General features: G+C 68.3%; 19 protein-coding genes. 7 read left to right on the top strand and 12 right to left on the bottom strand.

What is annotated here, in order from left to right; genetic code table 11:
- Window positions 1-109 precede the first annotated feature (109 nt).
- Entirely contained in the window at window positions 110-916 is an 807-nt protein-coding gene (locus U8D42_RS08615; RefSeq protein WP_322861455.1) for a DUF1906 domain-containing protein, read from the bottom strand.
- 358 nt (window positions 917-1,274) lie between these two features.
- On the opposite strand from U8D42_RS08615, the gene U8D42_RS08620 reads away from it, so the two are divergent.
- Genes U8D42_RS08620 through U8D42_RS08630 form a run of 3 tightly spaced genes read left to right on the top strand, consistent with a single transcriptional unit; the run spans window position 1,275 to window position 4,355 of the window.
- The gene (locus tag U8D42_RS08620) at window positions 1,275-2,540 is read left to right on the top strand and encodes a glycosyltransferase family 4 protein (RefSeq protein WP_322861456.1); all 1,266 of its coding nucleotides are present in this window, start codon (window positions 1,275-1,277) and stop codon (window positions 2,538-2,540) included.
- Complete coding sequence (locus U8D42_RS08625) at window positions 2,534-3,292, top strand: class I SAM-dependent methyltransferase (protein ID WP_090422076.1); 759 nt, start codon at window positions 2,534-2,536, stop codon at window positions 3,290-3,292. The genes U8D42_RS08620 and U8D42_RS08625 overlap by 7 nt, the downstream gene beginning before the upstream one ends.
- A complete protein-coding gene (locus U8D42_RS08630; RefSeq protein ID WP_322861457.1) occupies window positions 3,279-4,355 on the top strand; it encodes a prenyltransferase in 1,077 nt (358 codons plus the stop codon). The genes U8D42_RS08625 and U8D42_RS08630 overlap by 14 nt, the downstream gene beginning before the upstream one ends.
- A gap of 9 nt (window positions 4,356-4,364) precedes the next feature.
- On the opposite strand, the gene U8D42_RS08635 is transcribed toward U8D42_RS08630, so the two are convergent.
- Window positions 4,365-5,027: a class I SAM-dependent methyltransferase gene (locus U8D42_RS08635; protein WP_085238886.1), complete on the bottom strand. Its 663-nt coding sequence runs from the start codon at window positions 5,025-5,027 to the stop codon at window positions 4,365-4,367.
- Between the two features lie 123 nt (window positions 5,028-5,150).
- Here U8D42_RS08635 and U8D42_RS08640 point away from each other — a divergent pair, with 123 nt between their 5' ends.
- Window positions 5,151-5,822: a cutinase family protein gene (locus tag U8D42_RS08640; protein ID WP_085238887.1), complete on the top strand. Its 672-nt coding sequence runs from the start codon at window positions 5,151-5,153 to the stop codon at window positions 5,820-5,822.
- Between the two features lie 24 nt (window positions 5,823-5,846).
- Here the strand turns inward: U8D42_RS08640 and U8D42_RS08645 are convergent, their stop codons facing one another.
- Both U8D42_RS08645 and U8D42_RS08650 read right to left on the bottom strand, forming a co-directional pair.
- A complete protein-coding gene (locus U8D42_RS08645; RefSeq protein ID WP_348636942.1) occupies window positions 5,847-6,602 on the bottom strand; it encodes a sulfite exporter TauE/SafE family protein in 756 nt (251 codons plus the stop codon).
- A 52-nt stretch (window positions 6,603-6,654) separates the two neighbouring features.
- Window positions 6,655-9,054 (bottom strand): plasma-membrane proton-efflux P-type ATPase, encoded by a 2,400-nt coding sequence (locus U8D42_RS08650; RefSeq protein WP_322861492.1) that lies wholly within the window; start codon window positions 9,052-9,054, stop codon window positions 6,655-6,657.
- A gap of 810 nt (window positions 9,055-9,864) precedes the next feature.
- Between U8D42_RS08650 and U8D42_RS08655 the strand changes: the two genes are divergently transcribed.
- Window positions 9,865-10,713, top strand: a complete 849-nt coding sequence (locus U8D42_RS08655; RefSeq protein WP_085238890.1) for a glycoside hydrolase family 16 protein — start codon at window positions 9,865-9,867, stop codon at window positions 10,711-10,713.
- A gap of 12 nt (window positions 10,714-10,725) precedes the next feature.
- On the opposite strand, the gene U8D42_RS08660 is transcribed toward U8D42_RS08655, so the two are convergent.
- On the bottom strand, window positions 10,726-11,571 hold the full coding sequence (locus tag U8D42_RS08660) for a class I SAM-dependent methyltransferase (protein WP_322861459.1): 846 nt from the start codon (window positions 11,569-11,571) through the stop codon (window positions 10,726-10,728).
- 30 nt (window positions 11,572-11,601) lie between these two features.
- Window positions 11,602-12,276 (bottom strand): hypothetical protein, encoded by a 675-nt coding sequence (locus U8D42_RS08665; RefSeq protein ID WP_322861460.1) that lies wholly within the window; start codon window positions 12,274-12,276, stop codon window positions 11,602-11,604.
- A 76-nt stretch (window positions 12,277-12,352) separates the two neighbouring features.
- Between U8D42_RS08665 and U8D42_RS08670 the strand changes: the two genes are divergently transcribed.
- The gene (locus U8D42_RS08670) at window positions 12,353-13,363 is read left to right on the top strand and encodes an NADP-dependent oxidoreductase (protein WP_322861461.1); all 1,011 of its coding nucleotides are present in this window, start codon (window positions 12,353-12,355) and stop codon (window positions 13,361-13,363) included.
- 3 nt (window positions 13,364-13,366) lie between these two features.
- Here U8D42_RS08670 and U8D42_RS08675 read toward each other — a convergent pair whose 3' ends face one another.
- From U8D42_RS08675 to U8D42_RS08695, 5 genes are all read right to left on the bottom strand, one after another.
- A complete protein-coding gene (locus tag U8D42_RS08675; protein WP_322861462.1) occupies window positions 13,367-14,203 on the bottom strand; it encodes a class I SAM-dependent methyltransferase in 837 nt (278 codons plus the stop codon).
- Window positions 14,204-14,240: 37 nt separating this feature from the next.
- A complete protein-coding gene (locus U8D42_RS08680; protein ID WP_085238895.1) occupies window positions 14,241-14,465 on the bottom strand; it encodes a DUF2905 domain-containing protein in 225 nt (74 codons plus the stop codon).
- 5 nt (window positions 14,466-14,470) lie between these two features.
- Window positions 14,471-15,118: an SOUL family heme-binding protein gene (locus tag U8D42_RS08685; protein ID WP_322861463.1), complete on the bottom strand. Its 648-nt coding sequence runs from the start codon at window positions 15,116-15,118 to the stop codon at window positions 14,471-14,473.
- 218 nt (window positions 15,119-15,336) lie between these two features.
- Complete coding sequence (locus U8D42_RS08690) at window positions 15,337-16,791, bottom strand: aldehyde dehydrogenase family protein (RefSeq protein WP_322861464.1); 1,455 nt, start codon at window positions 16,789-16,791, stop codon at window positions 15,337-15,339.
- A 199-nt stretch (window positions 16,792-16,990) separates the two neighbouring features.
- Window positions 16,991-17,893, bottom strand: coding sequence for an NAD-dependent epimerase/dehydratase family protein (locus U8D42_RS08695; RefSeq protein WP_322861465.1), 903 nt, complete (start codon window positions 17,891-17,893; stop codon window positions 16,991-16,993).
- A 196-nt stretch (window positions 17,894-18,089) separates the two neighbouring features.
- Between U8D42_RS08695 and U8D42_RS08700 the strand changes: the two genes are divergently transcribed.
- On the top strand, window positions 18,090-18,824 hold the full coding sequence (locus U8D42_RS08700) for a PE family protein (protein ID WP_322861466.1): 735 nt from the start codon (window positions 18,090-18,092) through the stop codon (window positions 18,822-18,824).
- A 20-nt stretch (window positions 18,825-18,844) separates the two neighbouring features.
- Here the strand turns inward: U8D42_RS08700 and U8D42_RS08705 are convergent, their stop codons facing one another.
- Window positions 18,845-20,029, bottom strand: coding sequence for an acyl-CoA dehydrogenase family protein (locus tag U8D42_RS08705; protein ID WP_322861467.1), 1,185 nt, complete (start codon window positions 20,027-20,029; stop codon window positions 18,845-18,847).
- Window positions 20,030-20,157: the final 128 nt, after the last annotated feature.

Raw genomic sequence — 20,157 nt, forward strand, 5'->3', positions numbered from 1 at the left:
GCTTCGCGGGTACGTCAGCGGGTCGGGCGGTTCGTCCGCGACACAGAAACCGCGCACACGACACGCCGCGATTGGTCGCAACCGGTGAAGTCTGGCGGGCGAGCGCTACTCAGCGCGCGAAGTCCCACTGGCCGAAGTCCGGCGCGAGCACGTCGTCGATGTCGACGTTGATCCCGCCGAGGAGCGGACTCGGGTTCGACGGGCTGTTCACCACGGCCTGGTAAAGCACGGCCGCGGGTTCGCGGGCGCCGTGCGACCACGATTTCGTCTGCCACGCCCACCGATGTCCCGCACTGCTCGAGTTGCCGATGACGCCGTCCCGGATCGCCCACCCGCACGCGTGGGCATGCCCGTAGATGCCGGTGCGTCCCACCCCCAACGCGGAGTTGATCCCCCGAAACCATTGGACGGCAACGCTGTTCCAGGTGTTCTCGTCGATGTCGTCGTCGACGCTGAAGAAGATCGGCGCCGATGCCGGGCCCCCGGCCGCGCCGTGCAGCCGCTGGGCCGTCTGGGCATCCGCGACACCGCCGTCGAAACCGCGGGTGTAATCGGAGGGGTCCGGCCAGCCGGGTTTGCCGTACTGGAAGTTGCTGACGATGTGCAGGCCCGCCGCCCGCAGCGCGTCGGCATACGCGCGGGTGAGCGGTTTCGCCTCGAAGTTGGCCCCCGGCCGCGACTCCGACACGTAGTTCACCACGCCGTCATAACCCGCCGACCTGATCTCGTCCGGCGAGATCCTGCGCTCGGCGAAATCGATCAGCCGCATGTCGGCGGCGAACGCTTTCCCGTCGTCGAACGGTGCGGCGGCCGCGCCCAGGCCGAGCAAAACCGGCGCGGCCGCGAACTTGAAGACGTCGCGCCGCGATACCGATCGCCGCGCGCCGCGGTCGCCCGATGCGGCCGAATCCTGCACGGGCGTGATGCTAACAAACGGCCCAAAAGTGGTGCTCGGACGCCATCTACTGGTCGGCGCGGCCACAGTGAAGCGCTTCCGATGCATGGCTGGGTACAGCGGCTCAGACCGTGATCGCGTGGGGCGGGGCGAACGGTTCAGCCCGCCTCGGTGCCGGGTGGCATGATCTTTGCGTGCCGGATTTCCGTCAGAGCGATGACACAGCGGCCGGTGACGTCCGAGCTCGTTGCGCTCGATTAGGTAATCGAACTATAGTCTGGACACATGTCCAGTTTGCTGTCACGGAGTTCGGGAGCCCGTTGACCGCGATGGGTTCGGCGTTGTTCCGCGGTCATTCACCAGCAAAGAAGAGTTGAGTATGCGAATTGCCCTGCTGTCCTACCGTAGTAAAACTCATTGCGGCGGACAGGGCGTCTACGTGCGCCATCTCAGCCACGGCCTGGTGGAACTCGGTCACGACGTCGAGGTGTTCTCGGGCCAGCCTTATCCGGACCTGCTCGACCCGCGGGTCCGGCTGACCAAAGTGCCGAGCCTGGACCTCTACCGCGAACCCGACCCGTTCCGCGTGCCGCGGCCCAGCGAGATCCGCGACTCGATCGACCTGCTGGAACTGCTCACCACGTGGACCGCGGGGTTCCCCGAACCGCGGACATTCACCATGCGCGCCGCGCGGTTACTGGCCGGCCGGGTGGCCGATTTCGATGTCGTCCACGACAACCAGAGCCTGGGCACCGGCCTGCTTCGGATCGCCGCCGCGGGACTGCCGGTGGTGGCGACCGTGCATCACCCCATCACCCGTGACCGGGTGCTCGATCTGGCCGCCGCGCGGTGGTGGCGAAAACCGTTGGTGCAGCGATGGTATGGGTTCCTGGCGATGCAGCAGCAGGTGGCCCGTCAGATCCCGGACCTGCTGACGGTTTCCTCGTCGTCGGCGGCGGACATCGTCAGCGACTTCGGTGTCTCGCCGGAGCAGCTGCACGTGGTGCCGCTGGGCGTCAACACCGAGCTGTTCAAGCCGGGGTCGCGCCCCCGGCATCGAGGGCGGATCATCGCCATCGCCAGCGCAGATACCCCGCTCAAGGGTGTGCGCACCCTCCTGCACGCGGCCGCGCGGTTGCGCACGAGTAGGGATCTGGAGCTGCGGCTCGTCGCGAAGGTCGAACCCAACGGCCCGACCCACAAACTCATCGCCGAGCTCGGCATCTCCGACATCGTCCACATCACCAGCGGGCTTTCCGACGCCGAGCTTGCCGCGCTGTTCGCGTCGGCCGAGGTCGCCTGCATTCCCTCGCTCTACGAAGGGTTTTCGCTGCCCGCGGTGGAGGCCATGGCCAGTGGCACGCCGATCGTGGCCAGCCGGGTCGGCGCGCTTCCCGAAGTCCTCGGCACCGACGGCGCGTGCGCCGAGCTGGTACCGCCCGCCGACGTCGATGCGCTCACCCGCGCGCTCGGTGACCTGCTGGATTCACCGGAGAAGCGACGGAGTCTGGGCAAGGCCGGACGAACCCGCGCGGTCGACGTGTTCAGCTGGGAGGCGGTGGCCGCTCAAACCGTCCGGGTCTACCAGCGGGCGATCGCACGCAACGCCGCCCCCGCCGCGGCCGAAGGCCAGGCGCAATGCTGACCGTCGATTTCGACCGGCTACGGATCGGGCCCGCGACCAAGGTCATCGACGTCGGGTGTGGGGCCGGCCGGCACGCCTTCGAGGCGTATCGGCGCGGTGCGGACGTGGTCGCATTCGACCGCGATGCGGACGAATTGCGTTCGGTCGACACCATTCTGCGCGCGATGGCCGAGGCCGGTGAGGCGCCCGCCGGGGCGTCGGCGACGGCGGTGCTCGGCGACGCGCTGAAATTGCCGTACGCCGACGGGACGTTCGACTGCGTGATCGCGTCGGAGATCCTCGAGCACATCCCGCACGACGACGCCGCCATCGCCGAACTGATCAGGGTGCTCAAGGTTGGCGGCACCCTGGCGGTCAGCGTTCCGCGCTGGCTCCCCGAGCAGGTGTGTTGGCTGCTGTCCGACGAATACCACAGCAACGAGGGCGGCCACGTCCGCATCTACCGCGCCAGCGAACTGCGCGCCAAGATCCTCGATGGCGGAATGCGATTGACGCACGCTCACCACGCCCACGCGCTGCACTCCCCCTTCTGGTGGCTCAAATGCGCTGTGGGCGTGTCGAACACCGATCACCGCGCCGTGTCCGCATACCACAAACTCTTGGTGTGGGACCTGATGCAGCGGCCGAAGATAACGCAGCTGGCGGAATCGCTGCTCAATCCCCTGGTCGGCAAGAGCGTGGCGATGTACTTCGTCAAACAGCCGACCGCCGAGCGCCCAGCGACTGTGGGGTACGCAGTTGCGTCGGTCTAACCCGCCATCGGTCCCGGGTGTCCTGAGCCCGGAGCAATGCCGCCAGACCGCGCTGTCGATCGCAGCCCTCCAAGAATCCTCGGGAGCCATCCCCTGGTCTGAGGGCGGCCACACCGATCCGTGGGATCACGTCGAGTGCGCCATGGCGCTCACCGTCGCCGGACTGCTGGAACCGGCGCGCGCGGCGTTCGAGTGGAGCCGCCGCACCCAGCGGCCCGACGGCTCCTGGCCCATCCAACTGCGCGCGGGGGTCGTCGAAGACGCCAACAGCGACAGCAACTTCTGCGCCTACATCGCCACCGGTGTCTGGCACCACGTGCTCGTCACCGGTGACCGGCGCTTTGCCGCCCAGATGTGGCCGGTCGTGCACAAGGCCATTGACTTCGTCATCGACCTGCAGGTCGGCTACGGCGAGATCTGTTGGGCCCGAAGCGAAGCCGGTCCCCTGCAGGAAGCGTTGCTGACCGGCTGCGCGAGCGTCTTCCACAGCATCCGGTGCGCCTTGGCGCTCGCCGCCCTGATCGGTGAACCGCAGCCGGAGTGGGAACTGGCGCTGGGCCGCCTCGGGCACGCGATCGCCGCTCACCCCGAAGCGTTCACCGAAAAAGACCGCTACTCGATGGACTGGTACTACCCCATCCTCGGCAGCGCGTTGCGCGGGCCGGAGGCGGCCGCGCGGATCAAACAGCGGTGGGACGAGTTCGTGGTCGGCGGCCTGGGCATTCGGTGCGTAGTCGACAGGCCCTGGGTCACCGGTGCCGAGACGTGCGAGTTGGTCATGGCGCTCGACGCCATCGGCCAGCGGTCGGCAGCCCACCGGCAGTTCGGCGCGATGCAGCACTTGCGCGAAGAGGACGGCTCGTACTGGACGGGCCTGGTGTTCGCGGACGGAAAGCGGTGGCCCGAGGAGCGCACCACGTGGACGGGAGCGGCGATGATCCTCGCCGCCGACGCGCTGTCGGACACCACCGCCGGCGCCGGGATCTTCCGCGGCCACGGGCTGCCGATGGGCCTGCAAACGGACTTCGACTGCGAATGCGTGGCCGCCGGGCCGGGTCGGTGACCGTCGACTCTAGATCGCCTCGCCCGGCTGACCGCTGACGCGTTCGAGGACCCGCAGCGAACCGGTGGCCGAAACCTCCCGGAACTGGCCGGAATCGATTGCGCGGCAGTAGATGTAATACGGGGGTCGCCCGCCGTCCCTGGGGTCCGGGAACACGTCGTGGATGGCCAGTCCACCGCCGACGCTCACCCACTTCGCCCATCCGTCGAAGTCCTGGTTCGCAGCGGCCTCGCTGTGGCCGCCGTCGATGAACAAGAACTGCAGCGGCGAGCGCCACCCGGAAGCCACGACCGGCGACTTCCCCACGATCGCAACGACGTGGTCGTCCAGCCCCGCGGCATCCAGCGTGCGGCGGAAGGTCGGCAATGTGTCGAACAGTCCCGTGACGTCGTCCACCAGCGAGGCGTCGTGGTACTCCCAGCCGACCTGGTGCTCCTCGGAGCCGTGGTGGTGGTCGATCGTGTAGAGCACGGCGGCCCTCTGTTGGGCGGCGGCGCCGAGCAACAGCGTGGATTTGCCGCAATACGTGCCAATCTCGACCCCTACGCCGCCGTCGAGATAGCGCAGCGCGGCGTCGTAGAGGGCGCGGCCCTCGTCGGCGGGCAGGAAACCTTGCACCTGCTCGGCCAACGCAAACAAGCGCTCGGGTGCGCCCGCATCGACGTGACTCATCAGCTGAACCTATCGTTCCCGGCGACAGCGCCGGCGCGGTGGTCGTCGTCGCCGCCGCACCATCGGGTCAGGCCGCTACACCTAAGCCCAGCGGGGGTGGCGAGACCGCTTTACGATCATGCTGTGCTTGCCCGCAGACTCGGTGAAATCGGTTCGGCGGCCGTCCTGACCGCGGCCGTCGTGGTGTTGCCTGCCGCGGTGCCGTCGTCCGGCATCCCCAGCGCGGCCGCGGCCAGTTGCCCACCGGTGCAGGTGGTGTTCGCCCGCGGGCGCATGGAATCGCCGGGACCGGGGGCGCTGGGCAACGCCTTCATCAGTGCGCTGCGATCCAAGGTCAACAAGAACATCGGGGTGTATGCCGTCAACTATCCGGCCGATACCGAGGTCGCGCAGGGTGCCAACGACATGAGCCGCCATGTTCAGGACATGATCACCAACTGCCCCAACACCCGGCTGGTGCTGGGCGGCTACTCGCTGGGGGCGGCCGTCACCGACGTCGTGCTCGCGGCACCCATCAGCGCGTTCGGTTTCGACAGCCCCCTGCCGCCCGGCGCCGATCAGCACATCGCGGCCGTGGCGTTGTTCGGCAACGGAAGCCAGTGGGTGGGGCCGATCACCAACTTCAGCCCCGTCTACAACGACCGGACCATCGAGTTGTGCCACGGCGCCGACCCCATCTGCAACCCGGCCGACCCGAATACCTGGAAAGCGAACTGGCCACAACACCTGGCCGGCGCCTACATCGATGCCGGCATGGCCAACCAGGCCGCCGATTTCGTCGCCGGCAAGCTCTGACCGACGACGGCACCGTCGAACTGCTCAGCCGGCCAGGCGATACACGGTAAACGCAGTCCCGCTGGCGATCAGAAACCAGCCGAAAGCCGCCTGTACGTTCCTGGCACTCATCTGCTGAGCCCACAGAGCGGTCACCGTGCCGGACGGCGCGGCACCGAGAGTGAGCGCCGCGGCCACCGACCAATCGATATGCCCCAGTGCCCAATGCGTGGCGGTGGTTGGAATGACGAGCACGCTGATCACCGCCAGGCTCGTCCCCGCGGCCTGGGGCATCGTCAATCCGAAGAAGAGCAGGAACATCGGAACGAGAAGAAAACCGCCACCGTTCGCCAGCAACCCGGTGAGAAGGCCGACCCCCGCAGACACCGCCACCAACCGGACGCGATTCTTCCGCCGTGCCTCCCCAATGCGACGATCCCGGCCGGACACCGGACGCAATACCCTGACCCCGACGGCGATCAGAACCACACCGGAGGCGATCAGCAACGGGTCGCCACCGACCAGCGGCGAGAGCAGTGCGCCCCCCACGGTGGCGGGGACCGCGCCGAGCAACGACCACAACGCCGCCCGGGGGCGAACATGGCCCTTGCGCAGGTAAGGCCAGCCGGCGGCCAGAGCCGTCGGCAGTGTCGCGGGAAGCGGCGTAGCCACCGCCATCAATGCGGGCAGCCCGAGCAGCGACAGCAACGGCGTGGCCAGTGATGAACCACCGACGCCGAACACACCGCTGAGCGCGCCCAGCCCCGCACCCACCACCAGGAATTCCAGCCAGGGCGGCACAGCTAAGCCGCTAAGCTTTGACGCGACGAATCAGCCTGGGGCATCCGCGGTTTCACCTAGCGCGGCTGGAGCTGTGATTTAGCACCCAATAAGCGGCGAGCTTGAGCCGGTCATTGAAGAGAAACCAAACGACCGAGTAGCCCCAGACGAGGCCGGCCCACCGCCATCCGAGCGGCGCCATGGCCACGCCGTAGACGGCAATCAGGGTGGCGATGGTTTGAGCCGTGATGACCGCCCCCACCATCAGCGGTGCGGGTGCGGGCCGCGACCAGAACGGGCCGCGGGAACGGGTGAGGAAGATGGTCAGCTGACCGGCGACGGACAGCTTCAGGTAGATCATGGTGCGGATGAGGTCGTGGCTGAGCCCGAAGACCCTGTCGGCGAGGAAGAACAGCGTGAAGGTCGCGACGACGCCGATGACACCCAGCACGGTGGCGATGGTCAGCACGGCGCGCATGTCCCACTTGACGGGCCTGGGTGAGCCGCGCACGTGGTCGTAGGCGATCGACAGGATCGCGCCGTCGTTGAGCAGCGCCAGGAACACGATCATCGCCGCGGTGACCGGGAAGAAGTTCATGAACACCACCGCCAGGGTGATCAGCAGCAGCACCCGGATGGTCTCGGCGATGCGGTAGGTGGCATAGCTGGTCAACCGGGCGAAGATCTCGCGGGCCAGACCGATCGCGCGCACGATCACGGACAACCCCGGCGCCAGCAGGACCACGTCGGCGGCCGCGCGCGCCGCATCGGTGGCCCCGGACACCGCGATGCCCGCGTCGGCCTGCTTGAGCGCGGGGGCATCATTGACGCCGTCGCCGGTCATTCCGACGATGTGCCCGCGGGCCTGCAATAGCCGCACGATGTGGTACTTGTGCTCGGGAAACACCTGTGCGAAGCCGTCCGTCGCCTCCACCCGGGCGCCGAGCTCGTCGTCAGCGGCGCCGTCGAGGATGGCGGCATCGAGGATCTGGTCGCCCAGGCCGACCTGGCGAGCGATCTCGCGGCCGATGGCGACCTGATCTCCGGTGACCATCTTGACGTCGATGCCGAGTTCCCGTGCGGCGGCGATAGTCGCCGCGGAGTCCTCGCGGGGCGGATCCGCCAAAGCCAGCACACCCATCAGCCGCCAGGTGTCGTCGCCGTCGGTCTTCGCCACGCCGAGTGCCCGGTACCCGTGGCCGGCGAACCGTTCGACGACGCCGTCGACCTCCGCGGACGCGCCATCACCGCCACAGAGGGCGGCGATGACCTGTGGTGCGCCCTTGCTGACCCGGAAGGTCTTGCCCCCTGCGCCGTGCACCAGCGCCTCGGTGCGCTTGTTGACCGGATCGAACGGAAGGAACTGGGCCACCCGCTGCGCCGGTGGTTGTCCGGCGGCCGCCAGCACCGCCAGATCGATGAGGTCGTTGTCCTCCGCACGCGAGGCCAGCGCGGCGGCCTCGAGCAGTTCGTCGTCGCTGACGGCGGTGGCGGTCCAGCGCGCGGCGAGCGCCAGGCGGTTCTGGGTCAGGGTGCCGGTTTTGTCTGAGCACAGGAGGTCGATGCCGCCGAGTTCCTCGACGGCGGGCAGATGGCTGACCACGGCCTCGTGACGCGCAAGCTGGCGCGCGCCGATGGCCATGGTCACCGACAGCACCGCCGGCAGCGCCACCGGGATCGAGGCGATCGTGACGACCAGGGCGAACTCCAGGGTCTGCAGCACCGGGTTGCCCCGAACCAGCGAGACCGCGACCGTCAGGGTGACCAGGGCGAGCGCGATCACGATCAGGTAGTTGGCGATGCGCAGCACCGCGCGCTGGAAGTGGCTGACCGTGCCCGCGCTTTCCACCAGCGCGGTGGTCTTGCCCATGAACGACGCCGCGCCGGTCGCACAGACCAGCGCGTCGGCCTCCCCGCGCACCAGCACCGACCCGGAAAACAGGTCGTCGCCCCGCCCGCGACTGACGGCCAGCGACTCGCCGGTCAGCGCGGACTGGTCCACCTCGAGGGTGGCGTCGTCCAGCACCCGCAGGTCGGCGGGAACTACGTCGCCCAGCCGCACCCGCACCATGTCGCCGGGCACCAACTCGCGCACCGCCACCGTCACCCACGCGCCGTCGCGCAGCACCCGCGCGGAGGTCGCCAGCCGCTGTTTGAGCGCGGCGATCGCGTTGGCCGCCTGGTGCTCCTCGAAATACGCCACCAACCCGTTCATCGCCAGCAACACCCCGATGATCGCCGCGTCGGTCCAGTGCCGGGCGGCCAGCGACAACGCCAGCGCGACCTCGATCATCCACGGGATCGGTGCCCAGAAATATCCGAGAAAATCCAACACCGGATTGCGGTGCCGCTCGGCAATCTCGTTGGGCCCGTATTGTTCGAGCCGCTGTTGCGCCTCGGCTGATGTCAAGCCTGTTGTGGCGCCCCTCAATTCGCCGGCGTGTGTCAACTCTGCCTCCCCGCATACGGCAATTTCACGGTCCACCCTGGCACGGTCACTGGGTGCGAAGTAAGGGCCGAACGGCCCCAACGCTTTCCAGCGCTGCGCCGCGGAGACCCGTCGCGATGGCGGCTCGCGAGCCTTTAGGTGGCCGGGCAGCGCAGGTGTGGCGCGAATACCACGATGATTGGATACCGCCTCTCCCCGTCCACAATTCGAAAAATCGCGGCGAGGCCGCGAGCTTTGGTGGGCCGCGCTGCGCCCGGAAGCTCAGCCGTCATCCGAAACGGTGCAGGGGTCGGCGGGTCGTTGCCGCTGCCACGCTAACTCGTTGGCGCCCGAGTAACTGGCGCGGCCGCTTTTCCGCAATTTGCGCGGAGAAATGTCAGGCCGGGGTATTGGTGCTCGAGTACAACTTGAACTCGCGCATAAGCGGAATGACCTCGCCGCCGGGAATCGCGGCGCACTGCCGGGAGCGGAAAGCGGGATGACGGCGCATCGCGTCACGACGCTCGCGCTCGTGCCGCTGGGCCGCGGTCCATAACGGATGGGACTGAAGGAAAATTACCGTCGCTCCCGTTGTTTCAGCCACGATCGTTAACCCCTCTCAGCACGACCCGTAATAGCGGTGGTTATCGGCTTGTGATCTCAGAATGCCCGGCCGATCCTGAGACCAAACCATCCGTGAAGTTGAGAATTAGCCATGAATTTCGACTAATCGTTCAACCACCGCCGTGTCGCCATCCGTGCTGGCCCGGCGACGAAACGAAACGTTAGCGGCGGCCACCGACACATTTCGGTGTTTCGGCTCCGCACGGTGGCGGCTGCTATGGTCCCTTGCGTATGCCCGAGATGGATCGCCGCCGCATCATTTTGACGACCGGGATCGGCCTGCTGGCAGCCGCGCTGCCTGCGCCGCACGCCCTGGCCCACCCCGTGGGACGGGATTCGCCCGCGGACCGTCCTCCCGCTCCGGCGGCGCCTAGCGGCCAGACCGGCAGCTACGTCTTTCACGACGAGTTCGACGGTCCCGCCGGCTCGGCCCCCGACGCCTCGAAGTGGACGGTGGCGAAGGCCCGCGAGACCATCAAGGACCCGACCTATTGGGAACAGCCCGAGCACATCGGGCAGTACCGCGACGACCGGCGCAACGTCTTCGTTGACGGCAACTCCAACCTCGTGTTGCTCGCCGCCAAGGATGGCCCGACCTACTACAGCGGCAAGGTGCAAGGCCTCTGGCGCGGCGGCGTCGGCCACACGTGGGAGGCCCGCATCAAACTCAACTGCCTGACCGCCGGCGCCTGGCCTGCATACTGGCTCGGCAATGAGGACCAGGGCGAGATCGACGTCATGGAGTGGTACGGCAACGGCAGCTGGCCCTCGGCCACCACGGTCCACGCGAAAGCCAACGGCGGCGAATGGAAGACCCACAACATCGCGATGGACAGCGCCTGGCACACCTGGCGCACGCAGTGGGATGCGGCCGGTATTCGATTCTGGAAGGACTACGCCGAAGGGGCCCAGCCCTACTTCGACGTACCGGCGAGCTCGCTGCCCGATTGGCCCTTCAACGCCCCGGGCTACACCGTTTATCCGGTGTTCAACCTGGCGGTCGCCGGCTCCGGCGGCGGCGATCCCGGGCCCGGAACCTATCCCGCCAGCATGCTCGTCGACTGGATACGGGTCTGGTAGGAAGCCCCGCCGTCAGTGGGTGAGCAGGGCCACCGCACTCGAGGATCTGCCGCCCGGACGGCGCAAATCCGGTCGAGGCAGCCAGGCAAGCGGGCGCATCCAGATCGGTAGGCGATGCAATCGGTGGGCGGCCACCAGTACCGATTCCGCCTCGACCGTCCTCCAACCAAGGTTTTCGAAAAAGGCCAGCCCGTTGTCGGGTGCGAATTTGAACGGCGCGTTCTCCGAGATTCCGGCGACGTTCTTGTTGATTCGCTTCTTCAGGCCGGGAAAGGCGAAATCGAGCATCCACCACGCGACTTCGGGGCGCTTGATCGCATCCGAAAGCCCGGCGATGGCGGTGGGTTCGAGATACATCGACAGACCCTCAGTCAGCACGAAGGCCTTCGACGCACCGTCGAGCGCGTCGTTGAAGAACGCGTCTCGGGCGTGCGGGTCGGCGAGGTCAACCGCTATGCGCCGGAGTTGGCAGCGCGGGGTCTGATCGGCGAGTACTTGCGTCTTCTCCTCGAGCAACTTGGGCAGATCGGCCTCGATCCAGGTGAGATCAGCGGGGAGGTCCAAGCGGTAGGGCCGGGTGTCCAGGCCGGCGGCCAGATTCAGCACCCGGTCGCAGCCGTTCGCGAGCGCGTCGGCGATGGCGTCATCGATGAGCTTGGTGCGGGCGACCAGCCAGAAACCGCTGCGATCCGTCCAGCGAACGTTGTCGACGATCGCGCGGCCGTGTTCGCCGGCGAGGCGTTCGGCGAGCGGGTCGCGGAACAGCGCATCGGGGCGGGCCGATTCGGTCGCCCGGTGCAACGCCGTCCACCGAGCGGTATCGGAAACATGGGTGATGGTGTGCGCGTCGCCTGACATACGTTGCGTTATAGCAGCCCCGGTGCCGCCTTACTGTCCAGCCCTGCCCCCGGCGAGCCAGGCCTCGGTCACGGCGCGGGTCGCCGGCGGCGGAAGGACGGCGTCCGGTGCGCCGAGGCGGCCGACCTTGACGGTCCACGCCGCAGCGGAGCGGTCGATGCAGGATCCGGGCCCCTGGCTGGGCAGCCACAGCACGGCGAGGCCGCTGCCGGGGCCGCCGCAGCCGTAAACGCCGACGTAGCCATCGGCGCGTCCGCCCCACGCGCCACCGTTGCGCAGCAGGCAGCGGGTGCCGTCGTCCAGAGTGAGCGCGAACGGGTCCGGCGTCGCGCTCGGCCGCACGGGCGGGAGCGGGCCGTCGTAGCTGACCCGATGGAGGCGCTGCTGCCAGGGATCGTCCACGCACAACAGCGATCCGGGTGTCGACGGCCAGCAGGTGCCCGCGCCGGCCGCGCTGGGTGAGCAGTAGTAGACGTCGTCGGCCACCGCCGACGGCGACGGGGTGGTGCAGTCGTTGACGACGACGACGTTGCCCTCGGGAGGCGTTTCCTTATAGCCGTTGATCGGTTGGCCGCCGGGACCGACGGCCACCACGGTGATCACCTGGGTCGGTGGCGGATCGGCGGTCGCGACCCCGGGCTGCGCGGACACCGCCAGCGCCCCCACTGCGATCGACACGAAGACGAGTCGTGGCATCACCTTCATCGAGTCCACCTCCGGTCGAGCGGCGCCCCTTTGTGCAGGGTAGAACGCGCACGCGCGTGGAGGGTACGGTGCGCTAATGACCGGACGAAATCGTCGTTTCCTGCTGCGCGAACGTCCCGTCGGGCGCATCGGCCCCGGAACGTTCGAACTGACCGAAGAGGCGATCCCCGAGGTCGGCGACGGCGAGGCGCTGGTGCGGGTGGACTGGATCTCGCTGGACCCGACGAACCGCATGTGGATCAACGACACCCCGTCCTACCTGCCTCCGGTAGGCATCGGCGAGGTCATGCGAGCGGGTGCCCTCGGCGAGGTCGTCGCGTCGAAGAGTTCCACCTACGCCGTCGGTCAGCGGGTGCAAGGCCTGCTCGGCTGGCAGGAGTACGCGGTCATCTCGGACACGTCGCTGGTCAATCCCGTCGAGGTCGCGCCGGGCATTTCGCCGAGCGCCTACCTCGGTGCGCTGGGGATGACCGGGCTCACCGCGTGGATCGGGATCCGCGATATCGGCAAGCCGCAGCCCGGCGAGACCGTCGTCGTCTCCGCGGCGGCCGGTGCGGTCGGCTCGGTCGCCGGCCAACTCGCCAAGGACGCCGGAGCGCGTGTCGTCGGAATCGCCGGAGGGCCCGAGAAATGCGCGCTGCTCACCGACCGGCTGGGGTTCGACGCGGCGGTCGACCACCGTGCCGACGACTGGGCCGCCCAACTGGCCGCGGCGACACCCGACGGCATCGACGTCGACTTCGAAAACGTCGGCGGCGACCTCATGGACGCGATCTTCGCCCGGCTCAACATCGGCGCCCGCGTCGCGCTGTGCGGCCTGATCTCCGGCTACAACGCGGAGGACCCCCCGCCGGGTCCGCGTGCGTTCGGGAACCTGCTCATCCAGCGCGCCACCCTGCGGGGCTTCATCGTGCTCGACCACTTCGGGCGCGCGCCGGAAGCGATCAGCGAGATCGCCGGCCTGATCGAGGCCGGAAGGCTCACGCCGCTCGAGACCGTCGTCGAGGGGTTCGAGCAGTTGCCGACGGCGATCAACATGCTGTTCGACGGCAAGAACGTCGGCAAGCTGGTGGTCAAGGTCGGCTGATACTCAGCCGAAGTCGAGCAGAGCGTAGACCCCGCGGAAGGGCTTCATCGGCGGGAACCGCCACAACGCGGGGTACAGCGTCCCGAAGAACATGCCCCGGCCCGCGGGCATCGGGACATCGTGCACGGCGCGGATGCCGGGCACGGTCCGAGCCCATTTCTCCAGTTGGCCCACGGAGAGACTGAACGGCATCGGCGGCACCCGGTAGCGCTTGGACGAACGCAGTCCCTGCCGGGCGACCATCTTGATGGCGGTCGGCGGGAGGTCGAAGAACATCTGGCCGCCGGGAAAGCTTCTGGCGCACGCAGCGATCAGTCCCAGCGCCTCCTCGGGTTGCAGGTACATCAGCAGACCTTCGGCGCTGACGAACACGCCGTTGTCGCCGTCGACACGGTCGATCCAGCTGTAGTCGAGGACGGATTGTGCGAGGTGACTGATCCGCCGGGACTGCGGCAGCAGGCGCTTCCGAAGGTCGACGACGGGGGCCAAATCCACCGACAGCCACCTGAATTCCGCGTCGGGCAGGGCGCGGTGGAGGCGCCAGAAGGACGTCTGGAAACCCTCCGCGAGCGCGACGACGGTCGCCTTGGGGTGCGCGGTGAGGTATTCGACCGCGCACCGGTCGACGGCCAGCGAGCGCAGCGCCATCTCCTGGCCCTTGCGCCCGAATTTCTCGAAGTCGAAGTCGATGGAGCCGACGAGTTGGACGGCCATCGGATCGTCGATGATCGGGTCCGGGTGCGCGGCCTGGTGTGCCCTTCCGTTCAGGGTCAGCAGCGCCGTCTCCGACACGTCGGTCAGCATCCCGGCGTCGACCTTCTGTCCGTCCGGAGGGGTCATTTCCCCACACCGTAACCGGTGGCCGGTGCGCGACGCGTCATCGCCGAAACATGTAGCGCACCAGCGAGACCACGACCGTCGCCGCGACCGACACCAACAGCATCGACATCACCGGAACGTAGACGCGTACGTTTCCGCGCTCGATCCGAATATCCCCCGGGAGGCGACCGAACCACGACAATCCGCCGGCCCACACCAGGATGCCGAGCAGCGCGATGAGGATTCCCGCCGTCACGATGAACGGGCCGATGTGCCGTTCCATGCGGGCTAGCCCGGTGCGGACGCCGGATCGACGGGGATCGCGATCTCGTTGCGGCGCCGCATCGGCAACGTCCAGGGCGGGTCGTAGAACCAGGCCTCGGGATCTCCGGCCGGTTGAATTCCTCGCTCCTGCAATATCTTCAACAGTTCGTTCGTGCGGGCGGTGACCGCCTTGGGCCCGCGGTCGCCGCTGAATCGCAGCACCGCCACCGTGGCGGGCGGCACGCTGACGAGGCGGACCTGATCATCCTTGGGCATGGGAAGGGTCTCCAATGTCCACTTCGCGGGCATGAAAAACCGGATCGTCCAGCCGGTCTCGGTGCCTGCGGACTGGACGACGGGGGCGGTCATCGCGATCTGTTTGCCGCGACGGCTCGACTGCTGACTGACCGGCGCCGTCATCGAGATCGATTGGTCGCCCCGATTGCCGCCGAAGATATAGCCCGCCAACCGCCGGAACCCGACGTCGCGAGCGCGGATCTGGTCGGCGTCGACGGTGGTCTCGGCGGCAATCCGCGGACCGTAGCGGCGTATCTCGACGGCGTCGGTGACTGGGTGGTGCGTGTAGGTAGGCTCCTCGGTACCGACCCGGATGCCGCCCACGGCCAGAACTGATTCGACCACCTGCTCGGCCAGCTTGATCGGATTGATCATCAGGACCGTTTCCTTCCTCGATTCGAGAAGCAGACCAGGCTGACCCGCGGCGTCACGGGTGCTCCCCTGAATTGACCCACCAGCAGCAGTCTGCCCGCAAGCATGCCTTCGTCGCAGCGACTCTTGGGACCGGTAGCCGGTTCGCGGCCCCGCACTTGGTGCGAGGTGACGCGCCGGCGCGTTCGCGCTGTGGAGCGCCTTCCGTCTGACGCCGCGCGTTAAAGCTGGATCCAGGCCGACTTCGTCTTCATGTACATGTCGATGCCCTCTTTACCGAACTCGTGCCCCCAACCGGACTGCTTGTGGCCGCCGAACGGCACGTCGTGGTCGAAGACCAACTGGCAGTTGACCTGAACGCTGCCGGCGTGCAGGCGCTTGAGCATCCGGTGAGCCCGGCCGACATCCTGCGTCCAGGCGGTGGCCGCCAGGCCGTAGGTGGTGTCGTTGGCCATCGCCACGGCCTCGTCCTCGTCGTCGAAGGGCAGGATGGTGACGACGGGCCCGAAGATCTCCTGCTGGTACAGCCGCATGCCCGGATCGACGTTGGTGAGCACCGTCGGGTGCACGAAGTAGCCCTTGCGGTCCAGTCGGTAGCCGCCGGTGACCACCTCGACCCCGTCGCTGCGGCCCTCATCGATGAAGCCCATGACGCGGCTCAGCTGTTTGTGGCTGATCAGCGGGCCGCTGACGCAGCCCTCCTCGTTGGGCGCGCCCAGTTTGAAGGTATTCGCCATCATGGCAAGGCCTTCCACGACGCGGTCGTACACGCCGCGCTGCGCGAAGATCCGCGATCCGCACACGCAGCCCTGGCCGGAGTGGACGAAGATGCCCAGCGACGCCATCAAAATCGCCTTGTCCAGGTCGGCGTCGTCGAAGATCACGACCGGTGACTTGCCGCCCAACTCGAGCGTGACCTTCTTCAAGTTGCCGGCCGACGCCCGCACGATCTCCTTGCCGACCTCGGTGGACCCGGTGAAGGCGACCTTCTCCACGTCGGGATGCGCGGTGATCGCGGCGCCGGCGGTGTGGCCGTAACCGGTCAACAGGTTGACGACGCCCTCGGGTACGCCGGCCTCGTGGACCAGCCTGTCGAGCAGCAATGCCGAGAGCGGCGTCTCCTCGGCGGGTTTGACGAGCATGCTGCAGCCGGCGGCCAGCGCGGGCGCGAGCTTGGCGCTGGCGTTGAAGATCGGGCCGTTCCACGGGAAGATCAGCCCGACCACGCCGTACGGTTCCTTGCGGGTGTAGGCGTGCATGTTGACGAAGGCGTCCGTCGCGATGCCGTCGGTCTTCACGTCGTAGGCGACGCCGTTGATCTTCGAACACCAACCGGCGTAGTAGCGGAAGAACTCCGAGCAGGTCGACATCTGCAGCGTTGCCTGCATCAAGGGCATGCCCGTGTTGAGCGAGTCGAGCTGAGCGAACTCGTCGGCGTGTTCGTCGATCAGATCCGCTATGCGCCACATGATCTTGGCCCGCTCGCGGCCAGGGAGCTCGGACCAGACGCCGGACTCGAACGACGCCCTCGCCCGCGCGACGGCGTCGTTGACCGCCGCTCCCCCGCAGTCGGTGAATTCGGTGATCGTCTCCTCCGTGGCGGGGTCGATGACCGCGATGACGTCACCCGTTCCCGGCCGCTTGCGCAGGTCGTCCAATACCGTCTGCAGCGTCATCTGATCCCTCCCGTGCCGCGGGCCGTCCGGCCGCGAGTGCGTCACAATGCTGAGCACTTGCTTAGCATTGTGCGCGTGCAGCGGTCAAGGACCGCGTTCACGGGCACGACCGTGGGGCCGCGAAATCGGCTAGGCGCCGTCGATTACCGGGCGTGTGTCGAGTGGAGCCGTTGAATCCGGATCAGGTTGCCTGCCGGGCCTACGCGCCGACCAGCTCCGGATGGAACTTGGCGGCCATGCGGCGCAGCCCGTCCCGCCAGCCGACCGCCGTGCCGCCGATGAGCTCGTGCATCCGCGCGCTGTCGGTGGGATTGCCGCGCAGCGCCTGCTCGCTCACCTCGAAGACCGGCTCCTTGCCCACCAGTGAACCGAGGTAGCCGCACCACTCCTGAATGCTGACCGTTTGGTCGCCGCCCCAGTTGACCGTGGTCGCCGGGACGGCGGCCACCTCGAGCAACTTGGGAATGGTCGCGATGATGTCGTCCTCGTGGATGGGGTTGTAGCGGGCGGGCGCCCCGGGCGGCACCGGGATCGGGATGCCCGCCAGCATCATCTCCATGTGGTAGAACGGCCACCCGCCGTTGTCGCCGTAGGGAACGTTGAGCCGCGCGATCGTGGTGGGCACTCCGAGGACCCGCGCCATCGACCGGGCGACCACCTCCCCGGCGATCTTGGAGATGGAGTAGGTGGGAAACAGGGGCTTGTGGTTGTCGCCCAGGGCGGCATCCTCGGTCCGGGGATCGTCGCCGGGCGGGTCATACACGGCGGCGGACGAGCAGTGCAGAAACGCCTTCGCGTCGCGGCAGTGCGCCATGAGCAGGCCCACCGACTCCGCGTTGGCCGCGAGATCCTTGTCCCAGTTCCCGCTCTTGGCCACCGCCAGGTTGAGCACGTACTCGAAATCGTTTGGCAGATCGCCGAACTCACCGGCCGCCAGGTTGACCGTCTGGGTGTGGACGCCCGACTTCTGCAGACCCTCCCGAGCCGCTGGATCGGTGAAGCGGGCGATGCCCCACACCTCGTTGTCGGCCGCGAGTGCCCGTGCAATCGGGGTGGCGATTTGACCGGTGGGGCCGGTGATCAGGATCTTTGAGCCGCGCATGCGCTGATAGTAGGCGACGATCCGAGCGGGCCGACGATTTCGAGGTTCGGCGTGGTGTGCTCGCACGGGAGGGCGGCAGCCGGGCCCGCCCGAAAGTGTGGGCAGCACCCAACCGGCGCCCTTAGACTTGATTCATCGCCCAGCGCAGCTGGTCCCGACGTATCGGCGCTCATCGCTCGCACAGGAGCACACGCACATGGAACCGCTGTCACATGACCCGGCCGCGGGGGCCATCGGGTTGCAGGTGGTGGAGCTCGCCACCCAAGGTCTGGCCTCCGGCGCCGCCGCGACGGGGCCGGTGACCGCGTTGGCTCCCGCCGGCGTGGACGAGGTCTCGATGCTGGCCGCGACGGCATTCGCCGCCGAGGGCACCGCCATGCTGGCCCTCAACACCGCCGCCCAGGAAGAGATCGCCCGGACGGGGGTGGCGTTTGCCGACATCGCCCGGATGTACGCCCAGGTCGACGGAGAGGCGGCGGGCACTTTGCACTCAGCCGGCGGCCGGATCGTTGGCCAGACCTTCCTGGGGCCCACGGGCGGCGGCGGACTGCTGCGCGCGGAGGTGCTGCCGGGGGCGGGCGGCTCGGCTCCCCGCACGCCGCCACTGGCCGACCTGGTCGGGCGAGGGCCGGTCGCCGGCCCGGCGCCGACGGTGCCGGCCCCCTCACCGACGGTGCCGGCCCCCTCACCGACGGTGCCGACCCCCTCGCCCACGGTGCCGACCCCGGGCCCGGCGATGCCCGCCGCCGGCGCCGCGTCGACGTTGCTGGGCGCCGGTGCGGCACCTCTCAGCTCGCTTGGTTCGCTGGCCCAGGGGGCGTCGGCCGGCGGGGCCGCCGGGCCGGGCCTGGCCTCGTCGCTTGCGGGCAACACCGACGAAGGGAAGCGCGACGAGCCGGGCGACCAACAGCCGGGCGAACGCTTGGTCTAGCCGACGACCGGGTCAGCGAGTCACAGCCCCGGCTGGTCGTCGATGATGCCGAGCCAGATCTGCGCGACGTCGATGGCCACCTTCTCGCTGATGAAGGCGTGCTGCGTGCCGGTGTAGATGTCCCGGAAGGCGCGCTCCAGCCGGCTGCCCTCGCGGATGGAGCTGGTGCCGGCGACCAGGTGCGCCCACTCCGAGCAGCTCCGGGCCGTGTCGGTCGCGTAGACCGCGGCCACCCGCATGTCCGCGCGCAGCGCGGGCGTCAGCTCCTCCCCCGACGCGACCGCGGCCTCGGCGGTGGTGAACGCGTCGAGCACCAGCAGTCGGGCGGCGCGCCAGGCCGCGCGGTGGTGCGCCAGCCCCTTCTGGAATGTCGGGCGGCTGGCCAGCGACGCCATGTCACTCATCCGAAACTTCGTCGCCGCCAGTTCCTGGACATCGTCGAGCATGCTTTTCGCCACGCCGAGCGCCCACGACGCGTGCCCGGCGGCGGTGACCGGCATCAGGCCCATCCGGGTGGCCGGTGAGCTGCCCCGGTGCGGCTGGCGCGTGAACAGCTCGAAGGTGCGGCTCGCCGGCACGAACACCTCCTGGGCGCTGTAGTCGTAGGACCCGGTTCCCTTGAGGCCCTGGACGAACCAGCCGTCGTTGAAGCTGATCTGATCCCGGGGAATCACTGCGACCCGCATCTCGGGGAAGCCCTCGCTGATCCAGCGCATTTCGCCGTTGTCCATCGGCAGGAACCCCGCCGCGATGTACTGCGAGTGGCCGGTGCCCGAGCCGAAGTTCCACGACCCGCTCACCAGGTAACCGCCGTCGACGGCGGCCCCTTGACCGTTGGGAAAGAATTGGCCGCCCATGGTGACGCGGTTGTCGTGCGCCGTGAACACCTCGGCGAAACCGTCGTCGGGCAGGTAGGCCGCGGCGGCGAACGACGAGGGCAGGTTGGCGATCCCGATCCAACCGAAAGAGCCGTCCTGCCAAGCCATTTCGATCCAGGTCTCGATCATCTCGGCGAACGAGGGTTCCACACCTCCGGCCGCCGCCGGGTTGAACGCGGACATCAGCCCGGTGGCCCACATCTCGTCGACGATCCCCGGGGTCAGGGTGCGCATCCGCTCGGATTCGGCGGCCTCGGCGCGCACCAGTTCGCGCATTCCGCGGGCCAGCGACACAACCCGGTCATCGGTGTCGGCTATCGACGTCATTCACCAGTCCCATCGTTGCGACGGCATCAGCGGCAGCTGATATCGGTGACCGTACCAACCGCTTGACGCCCGAGAATGGAAACGGCGCGCCGCGGAATGCGGGGCCGTGAGCGCCGGTGTGACATGCC

This window comes from Mycobacterium europaeum, assembly GCF_034555895.2.
In the GTDB taxonomy this organism is placed as follows: domain Bacteria; phylum Actinomycetota; class Actinomycetes; order Mycobacteriales; family Mycobacteriaceae; genus Mycobacterium; species Mycobacterium europaeum.

What these genes read in the sequence shown, in the direction of transcription:
- U8D42_RS08620 (WP_322861456.1), top strand. Translation starts at nt 1,275, where the DNA reads ATGCGAATTGCCCTGCTGTCCTACCGTAGTAAAACTCATTGCGGCGGA.
- U8D42_RS08625 (WP_090422076.1), top strand. Translation starts at nt 2,534, where the DNA reads ATGCTGACCGTCGATTTCGACCGGCTACGGATCGGGCCCGCGACCAAG.
- U8D42_RS08635 (WP_085238886.1), bottom strand. Translation starts at nt 5,027, where the DNA reads ATGAGTCACGTCGATGCGGGCGCACCCGAGCGCTTGTTTGCGTTGGCC.
- U8D42_RS08655 (WP_085238890.1), top strand. Translation starts at nt 9,865, where the DNA reads ATGCCCGAGATGGATCGCCGCCGCATCATTTTGACGACCGGGATCGGC.
- U8D42_RS08660 (WP_322861459.1), bottom strand. Translation starts at nt 11,571, where the DNA reads ATGTCAGGCGACGCGCACACCATCACCCATGTTTCCGATACCGCTCGG.
- U8D42_RS08665 (WP_322861460.1), bottom strand. Translation starts at nt 12,276, where the DNA reads ATGAAGGTGATGCCACGACTCGTCTTCGTGTCGATCGCAGTGGGGGCG.
- U8D42_RS08670 (WP_322861461.1), top strand. Translation starts at nt 12,353, where the DNA reads ATGACCGGACGAAATCGTCGTTTCCTGCTGCGCGAACGTCCCGTCGGG.
- U8D42_RS08675 (WP_322861462.1), bottom strand. Translation starts at nt 14,203, where the DNA reads ATGACCCCTCCGGACGGACAGAAGGTCGACGCCGGGATGCTGACCGAC.
- U8D42_RS08680 (WP_085238895.1), bottom strand. Translation starts at nt 14,465, where the DNA reads ATGGAACGGCACATCGGCCCGTTCATCGTGACGGCGGGAATCCTCATC.
- U8D42_RS08685 (WP_322861463.1), bottom strand. Translation starts at nt 15,118, where the DNA reads ATGATCAATCCGATCAAGCTGGCCGAGCAGGTGGTCGAATCAGTTCTG.
- U8D42_RS08690 (WP_322861464.1), bottom strand. Translation starts at nt 16,791, where the DNA reads ATGACGCTGCAGACGGTATTGGACGACCTGCGCAAGCGGCCGGGAACG.
- U8D42_RS08695 (WP_322861465.1), bottom strand. Translation starts at nt 17,893, where the DNA reads ATGCGCGGCTCAAAGATCCTGATCACCGGCCCCACCGGTCAAATCGCC.
- U8D42_RS08700 (WP_322861466.1), top strand. Translation starts at nt 18,090, where the DNA reads ATGGAACCGCTGTCACATGACCCGGCCGCGGGGGCCATCGGGTTGCAG.
- U8D42_RS08705 (WP_322861467.1), bottom strand. Translation starts at nt 20,029, where the DNA reads ATGACGTCGATAGCCGACACCGATGACCGGGTTGTGTCGCTGGCCCGC.